Source organism: Seonamhaeicola sp. MEBiC01930 (assembly GCF_045277075.1).
In the GTDB taxonomy this organism is placed as follows: Bacteria; Bacteroidota; Bacteroidia; order Flavobacteriales; family Flavobacteriaceae; genus Seonamhaeicola.
Map to the genome: position 1 here is coordinate 847,929 of NZ_CP104270.1, position 20,890 is coordinate 868,818.

Sequence of the window (20,890 nt, forward strand, 5' to 3'; positions counted from 1 at the left end):
TTTTTTTCAAACAACCTTTTACCGTTGCACCTTACTTTTTTAACTCCAGCTTCTCAGCAAAATAATCACAAAAATCTTTCATAGTAGCTGTCATCTTTTCATCTTGAGTAGCTCTTTTAAAAGTATCACTCATAGATACTAATGTTTGATGAAAGAACACTTTCATTTCGTCTACAGGCATATCTTTAGTCCATAAATCAATTCTTAAAGACTCCTGAGTATTAGAATCCCATACACTCAACATCATTGCCTTAGCTTCTTCATTATCTATTCCTCCATCTTGTGCAGACCATGACAGTTTTTCGGGCACTTTATTCTCATCTAATTCAACATTTAATTCTATTTTAGAAGTATGCATTTTTTGCTATTATCTTTTTGGTTTATACTTAGTATTATTATAAATTTCTTCAGGAGATTTTACAAGCATCTCTTTTAAAGACACCTCATTTTGATTCATAAAAGACCTCACAATCTGCCAGCCAACAAATTGCCCAATTCTTCCAGGTGAATCGGCATCAATTTCTTCTATATAAAACTTGGTAAATGGAGCTGGGTTAATAAATCTGCTTGGCAATTTAGAATCAGTACTAAAAAGTAGCTCCCGCTCTACAAAATATCGCCATATATCACTTTCATTAATCTTGGCCCATTCCATTTGTTTTGGAGTATAGCCAATTCTTTGTGCCTCCGTTTTAAACGGAACAAGCCTATCTTTAAAATAAAGTTGTTTACCATGATAAATCATTTCATCTAGTAAGGTTTTATTTTGCTTTTGGTAAATGAATTTTTTGGCGTATTCGCCAGCAAGATCAACTACTATTTGCTCTTGATTTAAATTAGCTGTTATAAATTTTTGAATGTTTCCGTAAAACTCATGATCACTTCCTAAATAACTATCCAAAGCTAAAACTACAATTGTATCAGTAACAATAGTACGATTTCTAAAACGAACATAATTTGTAGTTGTAATGATTCGTGGCAGATTGAATTCAGAGAAATAGTATTTTACATGATTAAAAAAAGACTCTATTTCTTCTTCATTTTTTTTAAAATCTCCAAAAATCTTATCAACCTCTGTAAATAATTGTATTTGAAAAGTATCCCTTTTAGTTTCTACCCAGGAAGAATCACTTTCATTTTCAGAAAACATGAAAGGATATGCCTTTTTTAATTTAGGAAAATCATTTAAAGAGGCTTGGGCTACATATCTATCAAAACGTTCAACTTCAATATCTGTATTTATTAAAGCTATTTCTTTTTCAAGCCGATTGCTTTTATTACAAGAAACAATTGCTGTAATTATTAATAAAAAGAATAAAAAGTTCTTCATATGAAACTTAAACGACATAAATTTTTATTACTTGAGTCTTTCGTTTATTTTTGTTTACAAAGGTACTATTCTTAGAATTAAATTCATTTAATATGCAAACAGAAAAAGTTGTTGATTATATTGTTAATTGGCTAAAAGATTACGCTACTAAAGCTGGTGTTAATGGTTTTGTTGTTGGTGTTTCGGGCGGTATTGATTCTGCGGTAACATCAACTTTATGTGCAAAAACTGGCATGAAAGTTTTGGTGGTTGAAATGCCAATACACCAGGCCAAAAGTCATGTAAGTAGAGCCCATGAACATATAGCGCAATTAAAGAATAGATTTGATAATGTTAGCGATACTAGGGCCGATTTAACACCTGTTTTTGAAGAATTTAAAACTGAAGTTTTACTAGAGGGTGATGAAGCTATTGTTGACATGGCTTTAGCAAACACTAGAGCCAGATTACGTATGACAACCCTTTATTACTATGCAGGATTATATAAACTTTTAGTTGCGGGAACCGGAAACAAAGTTGAAGATTTTGGTGTTGGCTTTTATACAAAATATGGAGACGGAGGTGTAGACTTAAGCCCAATAGCAGATTTAATGAAATCTGAAGTTTATCGATTAGGTGAACAATTACAAGTACCAGATTCTATTATGAATGCAGCACCTAGTGATGGATTATTTGGTGATACGAGAAGTGACGAAGACCAAATTGGTGCCTCTTATCCAGAACTAGAATGGGCTATGAAAATGGATGATAAAAGAAAGACAGAAAGTGATTTTGAAGGTAGGGAACGTACCGTTTTTAAAATTTACAAAAGGTTCAATAATGCTAATAAGCATAAAATGATTCCTATCCCTGTTTGCGATATTCCTAATAATTTCAGGTAATTTTTGTAAAATCTTCAGGAAATCATTACTTTTGTAGTTGCATATTCTCTCAACTTATAATTATCTCTCAAAAATAATTATGCAAAAACAACCAAATTATGATTAAATTATTAATAGCAGACAATCACCCTATCACTAGAAAGGGACTAGAAGTTCTTTTCTCAGCATCTCCAAACATAAAAATTATAGGAAGTGTTGACGATGGCGATGCCATCTTGGATTTTTTAAAGAAAAACCCTGTAGACATTATTTTAACTGAGGCTGACTTCCCTAAGCTTAATGGTTTAACCTTGTTACGTCATTTAAAACATGACCATCCAGATGTTAAAACTATTATATTTAGTGGTCAACCTGAAGAAGTATACGCCATAAATGCAATAAAAGCAGGCGCTTCTGGTTATATTTCTAAAACTGTAAATGTAATAACTATAAATGAAGCCATTATGAAAGTACATGAAGGTGGCATTTATTTAAGTAATGAGTTAACACAACAACTAGCTTTTGGAAATAGAGTTGGAAAAAGTAGTGGTTCTTTTTACAAAAAGCTTTCTACCAGAGAAGCAGAAGTTCTTAAATTATTAACCATTGGTAGAAAAAACAAGGAGATATCTAAAGAGCTAGATATTAATGAAAAAACCGTTAGTACATATAAAGCACGTTTAATGCGTAAGCTCAAAGTTACTAATTTGGTAGATTTAGTTAATCAAGCTAAACTTGCAGACCAACTATAACACTCGGTTAAGTTTTCTAGATAATAACATTTTTAAGCCTGAGTAGTCTTTAACTTCTTCAAGAACAGTTTTATTTACATCATTTTTATTTTGTAAAGTTTCTTGTTGAAATTCTTTTACCTTTAGGTCTATTAAAAAGCATCGCAGGCTTAAAATTGTTTCACTAACCAATTGCGCAACCGTATGTATTTTTTCTTTTGGGAAAATATTCATTCGCTGCCAATCATCTAATGTATAACGCTCATCTTCCATTAAGATGGTTGTTATTTCGTTTGCCGTTTCCTGGTCTACAGAGTTAATAAACAATTTAAGATCAAACTCTGGATTTTGGTTTAAACGGTCAATTACGGTATAATACAAAGACCTGAATTGTTCATTTGAAAACTGCATCTCATCATCTTGAAGATCTAAGTATATTTTTTCAAATACTTTTGCCTGCTGAATTACAGGTTCTAAAATTAATTCACCTTTATCGTTTTCCTTTAAAACCAAATCTTCAAACTCCTCCTTTTTGTTACCATAAAGCAATAGTAATTCTATAATTTTTCGTTCTAGAAGGTACTGAACATTAACTTTTTTTAATGGCTGCTTGTGCTTAACAACCTCAAAAGCTTTTTGCTGTTTTTTAAACTGTTTGCTTTCTTCTTGAAATTCCTTTTTATTTATTTGAGCTAACGTGCTAAAGAGAACTTCCTCACTAATATCCATAATTCTGGCACACTCCTGAATATAAATTTCCTTTTTTATTCTATCTGGAATCTTAGAAATACTGTTTACAATATCTCTAACAGTTTCGGCCTTCTTTATTGGGTCATCTTTAGAATCTTCGTACAAAACCCCTGCCTTAAATTGAATAAAATCTTTGGCATTCTTTTCGAGATACAACCTGAGTTCCTCCAAAGTGTTCTGTTTAGCAAAACTATCGGGATCCTCTCCTTCAGGAAAAGAACAAACTTTTACATTCATTCCTTGCTCTAATATTAAATCAATTCCACGAAGTGAAGCACGCATACCTGCAGCATCCCCATCAAAAAGTACAGTTATATTCTTTGTAAGCCTGTTTATTAATCTAATCTGTTCCGAAGTTAAGGCTGTACCCGATGAAGAAACTACATTATTTATTCCTGTTTGGTGAAACTGAATCACATCAGTGTAACCTTCAACTAGATAACAATTATCTTCTTTGGCAATACTCTGTTTAGCGCTATAAATCCCATATAGCACCTTACTCTTATGGTAGATATCACTTTCAGGGGAATTTAGGTATTTGGCTGCTTTTTTATCATTAATTAAAATACGCCCACCAAAACCTAGAACACGACCACTCATGCTCTTAATAGGAAACATAACACGCCCTTTAAACCTATCAAAATGCTTATCAGGTTTAACTATAGATAGCCCCGTTTTTTCAAGAAACTCTATGTTATAACCTTTTTTCAAAGCTTCATCTGTAAAGGCTTGCCACTCATCAAGGGAATACCCTAAATTAAATTTCCTTATGGTCTCATCTGTAAAACCCCGTTCTTTAAAATAACTAAGCCCTATAGATTTTCCTTGATCAGTTTTATGCAATATATTTTGAAAATAGTCATTTGCAAATTCACTAACCAGATACAAACTCTCGCGCTCATTGGCCGCTTCTTTTTGCTCATTGGTTTGCTCCGTTTCCTCAATTTCAATATTATACTTCTTAGCGAGATATTTTATAGCTTCCGGATAAGTGAAGTGTTCATGTTCCATTAAAAATGCCACAACATTCCCTCCTTTCCCAGTACTAAAGTCTTTCCAAATCTGTTTTACTGGAGACACCATAAAACTAGGTGTGCGCTCATCACTAAATGGACTCAACCCCTTAAAATTACTTCCAGCTTTTTTTAAGTTCACAAAATCACCAATTACCTCCTCAACTCTGGCAGTTTCAAATACTTGATCTATGGAAGATGGCGATATCAACTAATAAAATATTTTAGAAAAATGTAAATGTAATATTAATGATTTGATTTTAGAAATTAAAGCTTTCGGTCTTTACTTTTTAAGATTAACACCTCCTAAATATGATAAATCTCATATTTGAAACCACCTTCCCGTATTAATTTTGCGAAGATAAAATTGAGCCGCATTTTTATTTCGAATGTATGCTTGAAGAACAATTTTGAACTTTAAGAGTCAATAACAATGAGTAAAAACAATACTTACAAAGAAAAACGAAAAAAATCAACTGAGTTTGAAAAAAGACAGGACTATTTGGAGCACGAGCTATCAATAATGAAGTTCAAGCGCTGGAGAGTTCACCTACCTTTTAGAGATTTCCACATAGAACTTGAAGATTGGGTTCCCGCTTTAGCCGCAACTATTGGTAAAGTTGTAATGGTTACGGCTATGGTAGCCGCATTTGCAATACAATTTGGGCTTTCACCAGAATTTGTTGCTGAAAATGTTAGATATGAATTATTAATTGCTGGTGGAATATTTGTTATAATATTTTCAGCGATTTTAAATCCACGTGCAAATTTAGCGGGAACACATGGACCCATGATTCCATTAATTCCAATCATTGCGGCAGCAGGTGGCCACCCGCTTGCTTTAGGAATTTTAATAGGTGTTTTTGGCCTTACATTAAGTATTACTAAAGGAGGTTCTAAACTTATGGCTTTAACGGGAGTTGGAGTACGTGGGGGGCTGCTAATATACCTAGGAGCTGTAGGCCTAATTGGACAGATAACCAAATTTGAAACATGGGCTTCAAATGCCAATACAAGTACAATATCATTTGTTGTAATTGGTATTACCATATTTATATATGCGTACTTAGCTCGTATTAAAAAAAGATGGCTAGCCATACCTTTATGCTCTGCTGTTGCAGGTATCATTGCTTTTGCTATGGGCGCTCATTTTGAGTTTACTACCGAACCAGGATTACCGCATATGAATCCATTTTGGTGGTGGGGAGAAAATACAGGTTGGCAACTAGGGTGGCCTGATTTTGGCCATTATATTGCTGTAATTCCATTTGCTATTTTAGCCGTAGCCATGTGGTCTCCAGACTATTTAGGTCATCGTGTTTTTCAAGAACTTAACTATCCTAAAAAAGCCAAGGATGTTCTGATGGATGTTGATGATACCATGACTGTTGCATCAATTCGTCAAGTTGTTGGAGCATTTTTAGGTGGTGGAAACATAGCCTCTTCATGGGGAACCTATATGATACCTGCCGCAATAGCAAAACGCCCTATACCTGGAGGAGCTGTACTAACAGCTTTACTTTGTGTTTTAGCTGCCATTTTTGGTTATCCAATGGATTTGGCAATGTGGGAACCTGTACTTAGAGTTGCATTAATAGTTGGAGTATTTTTACCTCTATTGGAAGCAGGAATGCAAATGGTGAACAAACATAATGATTCACTCAGTGCGGGGACTTGTATTTTTGCCTGTGCCTTTGTAAACCCTGTATTTGGTTGGGCCTTAACTATGTTACTTGATAATCTAGGGTTAATTGGAGATAGAGATAGAGCAAAAGAATTATCTCTAAAAGAAAAACTAATTATTCCTGGAATAATGTTTCTTGTTTGTATTGTTTCTCTTGCCTTAGTAGGACAACTTCCAGGGATTCCTGGTATTTTTTAGAAACTATTTATATCGCTGTTTAAAGTTTGTATTGGTCAATATAAATTTTAAACAGCTATATAATAAGATAATTGTATTGATAATTAAATCATCTTTAAGAGCTGTTCCATACTATTAAAAGTCCTAGCAGCTAATGCTTGCAACTCATTTTTATAATCATGCTCAGTATAACCAAACACATCAAACCCACCAGCCTTAGCTGCTTTCACCCCAGAAATACTATCTTCAATCACTAAACATTCTTCTGGTTTAAATCCCATAATTTCAGAAGCCCAAAGAAAAACATCTGGTTCTGGTTTCCATTTTTGAATAGCATAACAGCTAAAAATTTTACCTTCAAAATATGACAAGAGATTTGTTAACCCTAAATTGAGTTTAATTTTTTCCTCTGGTCCGCTTGAAGCAACACAAAATGGTAAGTCTAAGTTATCCAAAACATATTTAACACCCTTTACAGGTTTTATATTTTCTTTAAAGGCTTCATAACTTCTATGGCGATATTCATCAATAAAACCATCCTTTATTGGATGTGCAACAAGCTTTTTAATCTTCTCAACACAAGCGTCTATATAGCTTCCTTTAAAATGATTAAAGGCATATTCAATATTAATATTGGCTCCATATTCATTTGCCATATCAACCAATACTTGATTACCTATAACCTCACTATCAACTAAAACACCATCACAATCAAAAATTACGCATTTGTATTTGCTCATAGTTTAGTCTTAAGGTGTAGAATTTGAAACCTGAAGCAATTTCCCATTATAGTATTTATTTCCAGTAAGTGAAAAATCAATAATATATTTCGCCATTTCTAATGCTGTAGTTGGTGCTTCATACCCTGGAAATGCTTCTTCTAACATTTCTGTTTGAACTGCACCTAAAGCCAAAGCATTAAATGAGATCCCAGAATCCTTATATTCCTCAGCTAATAATTCAGTTAAAGTAATTACTGCTCCTTTACTTGAACTATATGCTGCTAAACCTGGAAACTTCATACTACCCTGAACCCCACCCATTGAGCTTATTGTTACTACATGACTTTCCTTATTCATAAAAGGCAAACAAGTTCTAATCATTTCAGAAACCCCAAAAACATTTATTTTATAAACATGCTCAAAATCTTCAATAGTAGTTTCTGTAAAAGGTTTATTTAACAAAGCACCCGCATTATTTATAAGTACATCAACTCTTTTGAACTTTAACTCAATAAATGTTTCAACTCTTTTATAATCTTTAGAAAGAGTTAAATCGAAAGGAAAAGTTGTAACATTATCTAAGCCCAATTCCTGAATAGGCCTTTCGTTTCTAGACAATGCCAATACCTTATGACCCGCTTCTGCAAATAGCTTCACTAGTTCAAAACCTATACCTCTGCTAGTTCCTGTAATGATGATGTTTTTACTCATTATTCATTTTTATTTCTTGTAATTCACTATTAGTTATCCCTTCTATTGCTGGAATCATTGTATTTATAAAATAGGTCATATGGGCATAATTAATTAAACCGGCCTCGTCATCAACATGGTGATAATATTCAAAATTAGTAAAGTCGAATGTAGAAATGGCATGTGCAGGAATTCCAAACTGTTGGTAAAAAGGGTAGTTATCTGATCTTTTAAATAGGTTATAATCTTCTGATTTTGAAAAATAATCAATAATTTCTATATCAGCATATTCATTAATTTTTGAAGCTATATTCGATTTATTATAACCGGTAATATAGGCTAACTTCTTAGTTTTGGCTCTTGGCACTCCAATCATTTCAAAATTAATCATGGTGTACAATTTAATATTTTCCTTTTTTAGCTTTTCTGCTAGATGCTTAGATCCCTTTAATCCCATTTCCTCAGCATCATATAAAGTAAACAGCAAACTCCTTTTGTTACTTTTGGAGTTAGCGAAATATTTTGCCCATTCCATTACCGCCACAGTTCCTGAAGCATCATCATTAGCCCCATTTGCAATGGTATCTCCATTAACTTCTTTTATAACACCTATATGATCATAGTGTGCTCCAAGAATTACAAATTCATCTTTTAGTTTTTTATCATTTCCTTCAACATATCCCACTATGTTATATCCAACAATCTTATCAAGATTGAAACTATCCCTATAGCTAGTAAAGTAAGGGCTAACTTTATTTTTTCTAAAATAGTTTTCAATAAATATTGCCGCTTTTTCAATACCTGCTGTACCGGTATTTCTACCTTCTAATTCATCAGAAGCTAAATACCCTAAAGATGTTTTAATACTACCCTCTTCGGAAAGTTTGGCTTTAGTTCCACAACCACCTATTAGTAATACAACACAAATAACCAATATATTTTTCATCTCTAATTATTTAAAAAACTAAAGATAAAAAAACCTGTTTCGTTTGAAACAGGTTTTTTTAATATATTAAATTCTTTACTAGTTTTGACTAAGTATAAGGATCTATTACACCAACATTGTTACAGGGTTTTCAATATATCCTTTTAAAGTTTGAAGGAATTGAGCACCGGTTGCTCCATCAACAGTTCTATGATCACAAGCTAAGGTTAACTTCATAGTATTACCCACAACAATCTCACCTTCTTTAACTACTGGTTTTTGAACAATAGCGCCTACCGACAATATTGCTGAGTTAGGCTGATTGATAATAGATGTAAAATAATCTATACCAAACATACCTAAGTTAGAAACAGTAAAAGTACTACCAGACATTTCATCTGGTGTTAATTTTTTGTTTCTAGCCTTTCCAGCCAATTCTTTTACTTCAGCTCCAATTTGAGGTAAGGATTGCTCGTTAGTAAAACGAACTACAGGAACAACCAAACCATCTGGAACAGCAACAGCCACACCAATATGCACATGGTTATTTAAGCGCATTTTATCATCAAACCACTGAGAATTAACTTGTGGATGTTCTTTTAAAGCTAAAGCACAAGCTTTAACTACCATATCATTAAAAGATATTTTCGTATCTGGTATTGAGTTAAATTGTTTACGGAAAGCAATGGCATTATCCATATCAAATTCTACGGCCAAATAATAATGAGGCGCAGAGAATTTAGATTTTGTTAATGATTTTGCAATTGCTTTTCTCATTTGAGAATTAGGAACTTCTTCAAAATCTTCTTGACCAGTAGGTACAAACTTACCAATAGCACCAGCTCCTGGAACAAAATTCTCTATATCAAATTTAACAATACGTCCGTTTTCACCTGTACCCGAAATATGAGATAAATTTATACCTCTTTCTTCAGCCATTTTTTTAGCTAACGGAGATACAAATACTCTCTCTGCAGATTTAACTGGTTTTTTAGGTTTTGATTCTTTTTTAGCAGTTGCCTTTGGAGCTTCTGCCTTAGGAGCTTCTGTTTTAGGAGCTTCTGTTTTAGGCGCCTCTACTGATGGTGCCGCTTTAAAACTAGTAGCAACGGCAGACACATCTGTTCCAGCAGGACCAATAATTGCCAAAAGTTCATCTACTTTTGCAGATTCACCTTCTTGCAAACCAATATGAAGTAATGTTCCAGATTGAAATGATTCAAACTCCATAGTAGCTTTATCAGTTTCAATTTCTGCTAAAATATCTCCTTCTTCAACCGTATCACCTACTTTTTTAATCCAAAGAGCCACAGTTCCTTCTTCCATGGTATCACTCAACCTTGGCATTGTAACTACAACAACTCCTTCTGGTAATTCCTGAGCTGGAGCAGCTTCTTGCTTTTCTTCAGCTGCAACAGGAGCAACTTCTGTTACTACCTCAGCCTCATTTGTTTCTTCAACTGGAGCTGAACCACCTCCACTTAATAAAGCTGATATATCTTCACCTTCTTCACCAATAATAGCTAAAAGCTCATCTACTTTTGTTGTCTCTCCTTCTTGAACACCAATATGAAGTAAAGTACCTTCATTGAAAGACTCAAACTCCATAGTAGCTTTATCTGTTTCAATTTCTGCTAAAATATCTCCTTCTTCAATCTTATCTCCAACCTTTTTTAACCAAGCCGCAACGGTACCCTCTTCCATGGTATCACTTAATCGCGGCATATTTACTACTATTGCCATAGTCTATATTTTGTGTTGTATAAATGGATAATCTTCTTGTTCGTAAACCATATCGTAAAGCTGTTGTGTTTCAGGGAATGGAGATTCCTCAGCGAATTTTTCACACTCTGCAACTTTAGCCTTTACAAGTTTATCAATTTCTTTTATTTCCTCTTCTGAAGCATATTTCTTTTCAAGAATTATATCTTTAACCTGAGTTATTGGATCTATTTTCTTGTACTCTTCTACTTCATCCTTTGTTCTATAATGTTGAGCATCACTCATTGAATGACCTCTGTAACGGTAGGTTTTTAATTCTAAGAATGTTGGTCCGCCCCCTTTTCTTGCACGTTGTATAGCTTCATCAAAGGCTTCGGCTACTTTTACAGGATTCATCCCATCAACTGGAGCAGAAGGCATTTCATAACCTAAACCTAATTTCCAAATATCATCATGATTAGCAGTACGCTCTACCGATGTACCCATAGCATACCCATTGTTTTCACAGACAAAAACCACAGGTAAATTCCAAAGCATGGCTAAATTAAAAGTTTCATGTAAAGACCCTTGTCTTGCCGCACCATCACCAAAACAACATAAGGTAACAGCATCACTACCATGATACTTATCACCAAATGCAATACCAGCACCTAAAGGAATTTGACCCCCTACAATACCATGTCCTCCGTAAAAACGGAATTCTTTAGAAAAAATATGCATCGAACCTCCCATACCTTTTGAAGTACCAGTTACTTTACCATATAATTCAGCCATTACGCGTTTAGGATCTACTCCCATTCCTATTGGTTGAACATGATTTCTATAAGCAGTAATCATTTTGTCTTTGGTCAAATCCATTGCATGTAAAGCACCTGCTAACACTGCTTCTTGACCATTATATAAATGTAGAAATCCTCTAACTTTTTGCTGTATGTAAACTGCGGCAAGTTTGTCTTCAAACTTTCTCCAGAACAGCATATCCTCATACCATTTTAAGTATGTTTCTTTTGTGATTTTTTGCATGAACTTATATTAAGATTTAAATAAGCGGGATACAAAAGTAATACATTGATTTTTATTGCAAAAACCTAAGGCAATTAAACTCGCAAAAAATATTAAAAAACAGACTCCAAACCTTAATTATTGCCTATTTATTAATTTTTTAATATGAATTATATGAGATTTAAAATTGAACCAATTTTTATAGTATTAAAATTATCAATTCAAAAAATATTATAATTCTGATTTATCAAATACTAGTGGCAACAAATTTGCAAGAGAATTAGACTTAACTACTTTACCCGTTTCTCCCATAAAATAAATTTCAATTGGAGTATTTTGATTAATTTCATATTCAGCAATAGCTTGTCTACATGCACCACATGGAGGCACGGGTTTATTTGTTAGCTTTTTTTGGGAACCAGCCACTATAGCAATTTTAAGTACTTTAGCCTCTGGAAACTGAGAACCAGCATAATATATTGCTGTTCTTTCTGCGCATAACCCAGAAGGATAAGAAGCATTCTCTTGATTGTTTCCTGTAACTATTTCCTTATTATCTAAAAGTATTGCAGCACCTACTTTAAATTTTGAATATGGAGCATATGCATTTTTCCTAGCTAGATTTGCTTCCTTCATTAGTAACAAAACATCTTTTGGAAGATCTTCTAAGCAATTATAAACAAAAAATGTTGACTCTATTTTTATTTCTTTCATACTTTATAAATTTAGAGAAACAACTACAAACAAAAAAACTATTGCCATAGACAATAGTTTTTTTTGTATAATTTTATAGATAATCTTTACTAGTACTCTACATATTCTCCTTCTCCAATATTTAATGTAATTGAAAAACGTAGTGTTCCTTCAATTGGGCTTTGCACCTTTGATGCTGAGAATAAATAAGATAAATCTAAATTAACCACATTAGCCTTAAAACCAGCACCTAACGCTAAAAATTTTCTAGCTCCTTTATCTTCACTTTCGTTAAAATAACCAGCTCTAAAAGCAAAGGAATCTTGATAAAGATACTCTGCACCTAATGCCCATGTAAATTCTTTCATTTCCTCACTAAAACCATCTGGAGCATCACCAAATGACTGAAAAATACCTGATAGGAAATTTACATCTGGGTCTTTCCCTTCCAAAAGTATTGTTGGTTCATCTGTATCTTGAAACTCATCACCATCAGTATCTACAAAACCATAAACCGGAGGTGTTGGCACTAATAGTTTAGCTACTTCAGCAGTTACAGAGATCTTGTTATAATCATCAAATATGAAATCAAAGCCTGCACCTAAACGTAAGTTTGTTGGTTGAAAATTATCTGGTCCTGCATCATCATATTTAAACTTAGGTCCTACATTTTGAATTGCAAAACCAGCTCTCCACCTACCATTAAAATCAGAATAAGCCTCTTCTTCACTTTGATAATATCCAGAAATATCAACTCCGAAAGTACTTGCTGCACTTGCATCACTATTATCATAATTCAATCTTAAATCTGAACGCAGATAGCGCATAGCTACAGACATTGCAAACTGATCTGTTAATTTTAACGCGTAAGAAACATCTAATGATAACTCATTGGGTTTTTGTATGCTTGCTTCCGAAAATTCGTCAGTTACAAATTCAATTTCTCCCAATCCAAAATACTTTAAACTAACACCAAAAGCACTACGCTCATCAATTCTATTAAAATATGACAGGTAACCTATTCCTATATCATTTACTAATTTTTTCAAATAAGGAGTATAACTGAAACCAAACCCAGATTTAGTTTCTGAAAATGCATACTTAGATGAATTCCAATGCTGTGAAAAGGCATCAACTGAGGTAGCTACCCCCATATCACCCATACCAGCAGCCCTTGCATCTGGAGCAATTAAACCAAATGGCATACCTGTTGTTATAACCCTACTTTCTCCTCCTGAGGTAATGATGGTATTCTGTGCAGTAATTTCTATTACAAACACAAGCGCCATCAATAGCAATATTTTATTCTTCATGAAATATTATTTATTTAACAAATATAATTTTTTATTAGAGTATTACAAGTTTCTCTATCTTTTCTACCTTTTTATTCGATAAGCTAGAATATACAGTTAGTTTATAAATATAAACACCCTTACCTATTTTATCACCAAAATCATCTCTTCCATCCCAAACTATATCTTTTGACAAAGAACTAGTAGATTTAAAACCTCCTGTGGTTTGTCCATTTAAAGTCCTTACCAATTTACCTGAAACGGTGAATATCTGTATAGAAACGTCTAAAGCCTCTGAACTATTGTGATTAAACCAAAATTCAGTGTAATTCACAAAGGGATTAGGGTAATTTAGCACATTATTTATTACTAATTCCTGATTTTCATCATATACCACAAATTGTATTTCTGCAATTGATGAATTATTGTAAACATCCCAAGCTTTCAAAGTCATTGTATGAAGCCCTGGTTCTATGTTGCTCAAAGGGAAGCTCACCACTCCCTTTTGATAATCATCTACTTCTGTCTGGTAATAATCATTTAAAACTATTGGATTAGTTTCATCTCCATCAATAATAGCAACAATATCATGACCTATACCACTGGAAGTATTTATTCCGTTTTCATCTTCTAATTTTGCCAATAATGTTGGGGACTCATTTGTAATACCTCCTGAAACAAAATTTTCATCATTCATATAAAGCGTAATAACAGGCCCTATATTATCTTCTGCAGCATTTTCATTTATACCGCCAATTCTTATAGTATTTACGCTTGCCCCAGTTTGATCTTCTAAAGACTCTTCATTTTCTGCATAAAAACTGATTTTGCCATACCCAACAGGAATACCAATATCCTTTGGCACTACAAAATCAAACTCAAATACCCCATTGCTTACGGATGCTTGCCCTCTAAAAATTATTTCTCCTAATGTCTCAAAATCTAATTGAACTAGTTCGTCGTTTAACCTAGTACCATCATTTGCAAGAGTCTGCCTTTCTATTGATTTATCATAAATAGTTGCTGATAGTTTGCCATTGTAATTTGACATAACATTCCCTGCAATATCTGCTACTTCTCCTGAAAGTTTAACATGACTCAATGCTTTTAGCGTATCTGTTGATTGACCAATAGGAATATCATTCAGTTTTGTTAGCCTTATATTTGGTTTAGGAAAAGCCAATTTCATAGCGGGGTCTCCTATAAAAAATATTAACCTTCTTTGACTATTTCCAGAAATGGAACGATCATTCTTCGCCAACCTTAAAGCTTCTGCCATTGTAGGATATTCATAATCCGAAAATGTATCGTTATCACTATAAGAAAACAAATATTGCCCTAATATACTGTTGAAAGTAATAGCAAAACTCACAAAGATTTGCCTTGTTGTAGTTATTAAACCTATGGCCCCCGCTTGCTTACTCCAATAAGTGAATTCTCCGGCTGTTTCTCTGAACGGGTTATCGAACTTGGTAAACTCACAAGTAACTGTTACAAAACAATTTAACTTACAATAATTACGAAGCCCTTCAATATCTGTCTTCAAAAAGAAACGTTCTTGTGCTAAACCATCTTCACCTCCATGACCAAAATAGTTTACAACTAAGGCCCCATTATCAATAGCATTCACAAATTCTGTTGTAACTTGTGGGTATCTATCACCACCAGCAGATGACTCTTGTTGAAAAGCATCACTATGAATTTTCACAACATTAATAAAAGGCTTTTCTTGAGACACCAAATTCCCAACATTATCTGTTGTTCCTTGCAAAGACCCCTCCCAATCCTCATCAACATCATCGGATAATAACACAAAATTATTACGCCAACTACCAAAGGAATCTTTTAAGTAGTAAGAAGCAATTTTATCAACTAACTCGGTGGCCCGCTGTGGTGTGTCTGCTAATATTCTACCCACAGCAATATCTAATCTATCACTGCTTTGCATTGTCCCCTCATTGTCATCCATCATTCCATAAAAATCATCAGACACAAAGGAATTCGTTAAATTAAAGCTGTTATAAGAATGCCATGATGGAACAATATTAGTATTATTTTGTATCCTGTCTTTATAATCAAAAGAACCATCACCAAATAAACACAAATATTTTATTCTACTCTCTGGAGCACTGGCATTATCATAAATATATTTAACCAAATTTCTGATAGCCCCTACATCTTGATTACCTGTACTGAATTCATTATAAATTTCATCTAATCCAACAACCTTTACATTTAAATTATACTGATTTCTATTAATTTCTGCCAATCTTTCCGCTTCACTTAACATGTTATTTGGTGAAACTATCAAATAATCAATATCTTGAAAACTACCTGAATTATCCTGAAAGATTGTTCCCTTAATGTTCTGGTTTAATACCGTTGTATTAGAATCAAATTTAGGTTCAAAATAATCTTGTGGTGATAATGCAATATATGTTTTTAAACTTCCTAATTCAGAGGTAAAGCTAAGATTAGAACTTGATTCTTCATTAAGAAAATTTGATACATTATAAATATCTGTAACATCCCAAATTTCAGTGATACCTGAAGCATCCGTTATATCATATTGTCCTATTCCAGAAACTGATATTACATTATTGTTTTTAAATTCAAACTGATTACCATAAAACTTTAAAGCTCTTTCTGCCTCAATGGAGATATAATCTAAATAAGCTCTTGCACTAGGGTTGCCTTGATTGTTATAGTCAAGAGTAATTTCAATATTAGAATTACCAACATTAACATTACCATTATAACTAGCTCCATTTGCCAAAGCTGGAGTTGAAGCACCTGAGATATTTAAGGTAGACACAGGACTACCATTCACACTTACATCCATTGAGGTTGATGTAGCTCCAGTTGATGCTACAAAAACCTTTAAGTTGATAGGCTGAGACGTTACCAAATCTGGAAACACAAAATTAAAAACCTTATTGGAGTCAGAATCAAAATTATCACCAAACCAACGTCTACCCAAAAAAGCAATATTACTTTCATCAATTTCATGAAACTGATAATCATGAAACGTATTAATTACTAAATTCGGAGTTCCATTTGGTTGAGAAAAAGGTTGAATGCGTTTTCCAGAAGCTGAACCAACATTAATAAAATAATTAGTTCTATCTGTATAACAATTTATGTTAGTATTACTTTCTTCATTATACCCCTTTGGACCTTTGGCATAAAACAAGATATAATCTTCATCATTAAAAATACCATCCTCTTCTCCTACAAACTTTATAGCATTTTCAGTAACATCAAAGGGATAAGGTTCTGAATTTTCAAACGGAATCATGCTTCCTCCATTTCCAAATAATCTAATATTTCTTGGATCTACACTATTCACGTTTACACCTAACCTTTGTAAAAAACTTTTAGAAAGCTTAAAAACACCAGTGGTATCAACATAAAACTTATACCACTCACCCGAACTTAAAGCCGAATTAGAAATAACCTTAGAGTTAAAAGTATTTTTTCTATTCTGAATTACTTTTCCTGAACTTGACGTATTATAATTTAACTGGAATGACATTACTTTTTTATATCTGCCATTAGCATCTCTTATAATTGGAGATATTTGGAAGAATGCAAAAATATTATCTTTAGCTATAGAATTTTTTAAACTATACTCGAGTTTTGATGGAATTTTAGATTCATCTAAATCTCCTAATTCACTCACCAAAATTGATGAATAAACCACCTTACTAATTTGAGCTGATGATTCATTAACTAAACTACTTATTCCCCATTGATCAACAAGTAACAACCCCTCATCAAAATCAAAATTAACATACTCATTATTGAATGAGGGAACTTTAAGATTAAAACTTGCTCCAGAAACAGTTTGTAAATCCTCCCAAACTAGCTTATAAACCCTCTGTTGGGAAAAACAAATACCAGAAGTGATTAAAAAAAACAGTAATATTTTCTTTTTCATTGCTAAAATAACGCCATTAATGATGTGTTATTATTTAAAAAACTACAATTTAAAATTTTGATGTAAAAATACAATAATAAATTAGTTAATTGTGCGTTATTACAGCACAAAACGATGATAAAAAGCATAGAAATCATCGATAAAACGCATTAAAAACAAGGTGAAATACACTTTTTTTTGGTTAAAATGCGAAAAATAGCTTGCGTTATTCGGTTTAATTCTTATATTGCAGCACCAAAAATATTATTAGCTTACTTAAACCTATGGATATGAAAAAAGTAGTAGCGTTAAAGATTTTACTAGTTTTAGCACTTATGGTATCTACAACTAGTTGTAAAAAATCTTCAAGTTCAAAAAACTCCTCAAGAGCTACCGGATGGCAAATAAATTCTAGAGAAGGTGGTTTTCAATATAATACAGATTTCAAAGAGCAAGAAACCGCTCCAGGACTTGTTTTTATTGAAGGTGGCACTTTTACAAAAGGACGCGTTCAGGATGATGTAATGCATGATTGGAATAATAGCCCAACTCAGCAACATGTTCAGTCTTTTTATATGGATGAAACTGAAGTTACAAATGCTATGTACATGGAGTACTTAGATTGGATTAAGCGTGTTTACCCACCATCTGATGAAAATTTTAGAGCAATCTATCATGGTGCATTACCAGACACTTTAGTTTGGAGAAACCGTTTAGGTTTTAATGAAGTTATGACAGATAACTACCTACGTCACCCGGGTTATGGCGAATACCCTGTGGTTGGAGTTAGCTGGATTCAAGCTGTTGAATTTGCAAATTGGAGATCTGATCGTGTTAACGAATATAACTTAGAGAAAGCTGGATACTTAAAACGTGATGCTAAAATTGTTGATGTAAATTCAGAATCTACTTTTAATACAGATACTTATATAAATGCACCTACCTTAACCTACGGTGGAAACGAAGAAGTTATCAATGGAGATGGTAGAGGTAGAAGAAATGTACAAGTAGATGCCGATGGAAATGAAACTGGAATTTATGCTACTCGCGAAACAGGTTTAATTTCTCCTAAATATAGACTTCCAACTGAAACAGAATGGGAATATGCTGCATTAGGATTAAGTGAAATTAGAAGTTACAACTTATACAGAGGACGTAAAAAGTACCCATGGGATGGACAATATACTCGTAATGGAAGCAGAAAATATCGTGGAGATCAATTGGCCAACTTTAAGCAAGGAAAAGGGGATTATGGTGGAATAGCAGGATGGTCTGATGACGGTGCTGATATTACCAATGCTGTAAGATCTTATGCTCCTAATGATTTTGGTTTATATGATATGGCTGGTAATGTTGCGGAATGGGTTGCTGATGTTTACAGACCAATTGTAGACGATGAGTTTAATGATTTTAACTACTACCGTGGAAACGTTTATACTAAAAATGCAATTGATGAAGACGGAACAGTAAAAATTGTTACTGTTGATGATATTAAGTACGACACACTTTCTAATGGAAAAGTTGTTGCTAGAAATCTTCCTGGTGAAATTGTACAAGTTCCTATTGATGAAAATGAAACGTACTTACGTACTAACTTTGATAGAAGTAATGAAATAAACTTTAGAGACGGAGACAAACGTTCATCTCGTTATTTTGAAAGCTTTAATGATGAAGAAGGCGAAGAAAATGCCGGAACTGAAACTAGAAAAATGTATAACTCTCCTAAGCATACCATTACAAGAGATGAAGATGGTAACATTATTAGAGAATATGACAAAGACAATAACAGAACCTCTTTAATTAATGATCAAGTTAGAGTTTTTAAAGGCGGTTCTTGGAAAGACAGAGAATATTGGTTAGACCCGGCACAAAGACGTTACTTCCCACAAGATATGGCAACAGACTATATTGGGTTTAGATGCGCTATGTCTCGTGTAGGTTCTAAAAGTAAAACTAAAAATAAGACTAAGAATTAATCATTCTTAATTAGATAAATAAAAAAAGTCCTAGCAATAGTTAGGACTTTTTTTATACTTTTATTCGAAATCATTTTTATCCCAAAAACATTGAATACAGAGCAACTTCATCAGCTATTCCTTAAATGTAACAAGGTTAATACAGATACCAGAAAAATTGAAAATGGCACTATGTTTTTCGCCTTAAAGGGTGATAACTTTAACGGTAATAAATATGCTTCACAAGCTATTGAAAAGGGAGCTAAATATGCTGTGGTTGACGAAGAGGAGTTTGCACAAAATTCAAATATTATTTTGGTTGATAATGTTCTTGAAAGTCTTCAAAAACTTGCCTCTTTCCACCGAAGTTATTTAAACATTCCTATAATTGCGCTAACTGGTAGCAACGGCAAAACCACTACTAAAGAACTCATAAATTCAGTTTTATCATACAAATATAAAACTACTGCAACCATTGGAAATTTAAACAACCATATTGGAGTTCCTTTAACATTGCTTTCAATGAATAAAGAAACTGAAATTGGCATTGTTGAAATGGGAGCCAATCATTTAAAAGAAATTGAATTTTTATGCAATATTGCCAAACCAGATTATGGGTATATTACAAATTTTGGAAAAGCCCATTTAGAAGGTTTTGGTGGTATTGAAGGAGTTATTAAAGGTAAAAGCGAAATGTATGATCATTTAATTACTAATAAGAAATTCATTTTTGTAAATGCGAACGATGCCATTCAAGTTGAAAAAACCAAAAATACTCAAACCTTTAGTTTTGGTAATTACACATCGAATGTAAACATTTCACTGGTAGATGCACAACCTTATGTTAAAATTGAATATAACAAGTTAAGTATTGAAAGTCATTTAATAGGTGAATACAATTTTAATAATATTGCAGCTGCCGTTACAATTGGTAATTATTTTAAAGTTGACGATACAGCCATTAAATCAGCTATAGAAAATTACATTCCCAATAACAACCGTTCTCAAATTATTGAAAAAGGAAGTATCAAAATAATTTTAGATGCTTACAATGCAAACCCCTCAAGCATGAAAGCGGCTTTATCTAACTTTGAAAAACAATTAGGCCATAAAATAGCCATTCTAGGAGATATGTTTGAATTGGGTAATGAAGCAAAAACTGAACATCAAAGTATAGTTGATATGGCATCTTCCCTAAATATTAATAAATTAATATTTGTTGGAGAAAACTTTTATAAAACTACCTTAAATACTTCAAAAGCATCAAAATTTAAGTTGTTTGATGATTTTAAAAATAATTATAACAATTCTCAATTTGACAAGTCTATTCTTTTAATAAAAGGTTCAAGAGGTATGGCTTTGGAAAGAATTCTAGATTTATTATAATGAAAAAAGTGCCGTTTATAATTTTATGTTAAAATTTTT

Annotated in this window: 16 protein-coding genes; 5 read left to right on the forward strand and 11 right to left on the reverse strand. The window is 32.9% G+C overall.

Annotated elements, in window-relative coordinates; translation table 11 throughout:
- Positions 1-31: 31 nt before the first annotated feature.
- Both gldC and gldB read right to left on the reverse strand, forming a co-directional pair.
- Complete coding sequence (gldC, locus tag N1F78_RS03720; RefSeq protein ID WP_406684843.1) at positions 32-358, reverse strand: gliding motility protein GldC; 327 nt, start codon at positions 356-358, stop codon at positions 32-34.
- A 9-nt stretch (positions 359-367) separates the two neighbouring features.
- Entirely contained in the window at positions 368-1,330 is a 963-nt protein-coding gene (gene gldB / locus N1F78_RS03725) for a gliding motility lipoprotein GldB (protein WP_406684844.1), read from the reverse strand.
- 92 nt (positions 1,331-1,422) lie between these two features.
- On the opposite strand from gldB, the gene nadE reads away from it, so the two are divergent.
- Both nadE and N1F78_RS03735 read left to right on the forward strand, forming a co-directional pair.
- Positions 1,423-2,211 carry an NAD(+) synthase gene (nadE, locus tag N1F78_RS03730; protein ID WP_406684845.1) on the forward strand — a complete coding sequence of 263 codons (789 nt, stop codon included), beginning with the start codon at positions 1,423-1,425 and terminating at the stop codon, positions 2,209-2,211.
- A gap of 98 nt (positions 2,212-2,309) precedes the next feature.
- On the forward strand, positions 2,310-2,942 hold the full coding sequence (locus N1F78_RS03735) for a response regulator (RefSeq protein ID WP_406684846.1): 633 nt from the start codon (positions 2,310-2,312) through the stop codon (positions 2,940-2,942).
- On the opposite strand, the gene dnaG is transcribed toward N1F78_RS03735, so the two are convergent.
- Complete coding sequence (gene dnaG, locus N1F78_RS03740; RefSeq protein ID WP_406684847.1) at positions 2,937-4,895, reverse strand: DNA primase; 1,959 nt, start codon at positions 4,893-4,895, stop codon at positions 2,937-2,939. The genes N1F78_RS03735 and dnaG overlap by 6 nt on opposite strands.
- A 222-nt stretch (positions 4,896-5,117) precedes the next feature.
- Here dnaG and N1F78_RS03745 point away from each other — a divergent pair, with 222 nt between their 5' ends.
- Positions 5,118-6,566 (forward strand): DUF3360 family protein, encoded by a 1,449-nt coding sequence (locus tag N1F78_RS03745; protein ID WP_406684848.1) that lies wholly within the window; start codon positions 5,118-5,120, stop codon positions 6,564-6,566.
- 83 nt (positions 6,567-6,649) lie between these two features.
- On the opposite strand, the gene N1F78_RS03750 is transcribed toward N1F78_RS03745, so the two are convergent.
- The 8 genes from N1F78_RS03750 to porU all read right to left on the reverse strand — a co-directional run bounded on the left by N1F78_RS03750 (position 6,650) and on the right by porU (position 17,531).
- Positions 6,650-7,285, reverse strand: a complete 636-nt coding sequence (locus N1F78_RS03750) for an HAD family hydrolase (protein ID WP_406684849.1) — start codon at positions 7,283-7,285, stop codon at positions 6,650-6,652.
- Positions 7,286-7,294: 9 nt separating this feature from the next.
- The gene (locus tag N1F78_RS03755; protein ID WP_406684850.1) at positions 7,295-7,978 is read right to left on the reverse strand and encodes an SDR family NAD(P)-dependent oxidoreductase; all 684 of its coding nucleotides are present in this window, start codon (positions 7,976-7,978) and stop codon (positions 7,295-7,297) included.
- The gene (locus tag N1F78_RS03760; protein ID WP_406684851.1) at positions 7,971-8,903 is read right to left on the reverse strand and encodes a M28 family metallopeptidase; all 933 of its coding nucleotides are present in this window, start codon (positions 8,901-8,903) and stop codon (positions 7,971-7,973) included. The genes N1F78_RS03755 and N1F78_RS03760 overlap by 8 nt, the downstream gene beginning before the upstream one ends.
- 105 nt (positions 8,904-9,008) lie before the next feature.
- Positions 9,009-10,625, reverse strand: a complete 1,617-nt coding sequence (locus N1F78_RS03765) for a pyruvate dehydrogenase complex dihydrolipoamide acetyltransferase (RefSeq protein WP_406684852.1) — start codon at positions 10,623-10,625, stop codon at positions 9,009-9,011.
- A 3-nt stretch (positions 10,626-10,628) separates the two neighbouring features.
- Positions 10,629-11,627 carry a pyruvate dehydrogenase (acetyl-transferring) E1 component subunit alpha gene (gene pdhA / locus N1F78_RS03770; protein WP_406684853.1) on the reverse strand — a complete coding sequence of 333 codons (999 nt, stop codon included), beginning with the start codon at positions 11,625-11,627 and terminating at the stop codon, positions 10,629-10,631.
- A 210-nt stretch (positions 11,628-11,837) separates the two neighbouring features.
- A complete protein-coding gene (cdd, locus tag N1F78_RS03775) occupies positions 11,838-12,320 on the reverse strand; it encodes a cytidine deaminase (protein ID WP_406684854.1) in 483 nt (160 codons plus the stop codon).
- A gap of 89 nt (positions 12,321-12,409) precedes the next feature.
- Positions 12,410-13,612: a type IX secretion system outer membrane channel protein PorV gene (gene porV / locus N1F78_RS03780; protein WP_406684855.1), complete on the reverse strand. Its 1,203-nt coding sequence runs from the start codon at positions 13,610-13,612 to the stop codon at positions 12,410-12,412.
- A gap of 34 nt (positions 13,613-13,646) precedes the next feature.
- Positions 13,647-17,531 (reverse strand): type IX secretion system sortase PorU, encoded by a 3,885-nt coding sequence (gene porU / locus N1F78_RS03785; RefSeq protein ID WP_406684856.1) that lies wholly within the window; start codon positions 17,529-17,531, stop codon positions 13,647-13,649.
- Between the two features lie 263 nt (positions 17,532-17,794).
- On the opposite strand from porU, the gene gldJ reads away from it, so the two are divergent.
- Both gldJ and murF read left to right on the forward strand, forming a co-directional pair.
- Positions 17,795-19,486, forward strand: coding sequence for a gliding motility lipoprotein GldJ (gldJ, locus tag N1F78_RS03790; RefSeq protein ID WP_406684857.1), 1,692 nt, complete (start codon positions 17,795-17,797; stop codon positions 19,484-19,486).
- A 90-nt stretch (positions 19,487-19,576) separates the two neighbouring features.
- Positions 19,577-20,851 (forward strand): UDP-N-acetylmuramoyl-tripeptide--D-alanyl-D-alanine ligase, encoded by a 1,275-nt coding sequence (gene murF, locus N1F78_RS03795; RefSeq protein WP_406684858.1) that lies wholly within the window; start codon positions 19,577-19,579, stop codon positions 20,849-20,851.
- Positions 20,852-20,890: the final 39 nt, after the last annotated feature.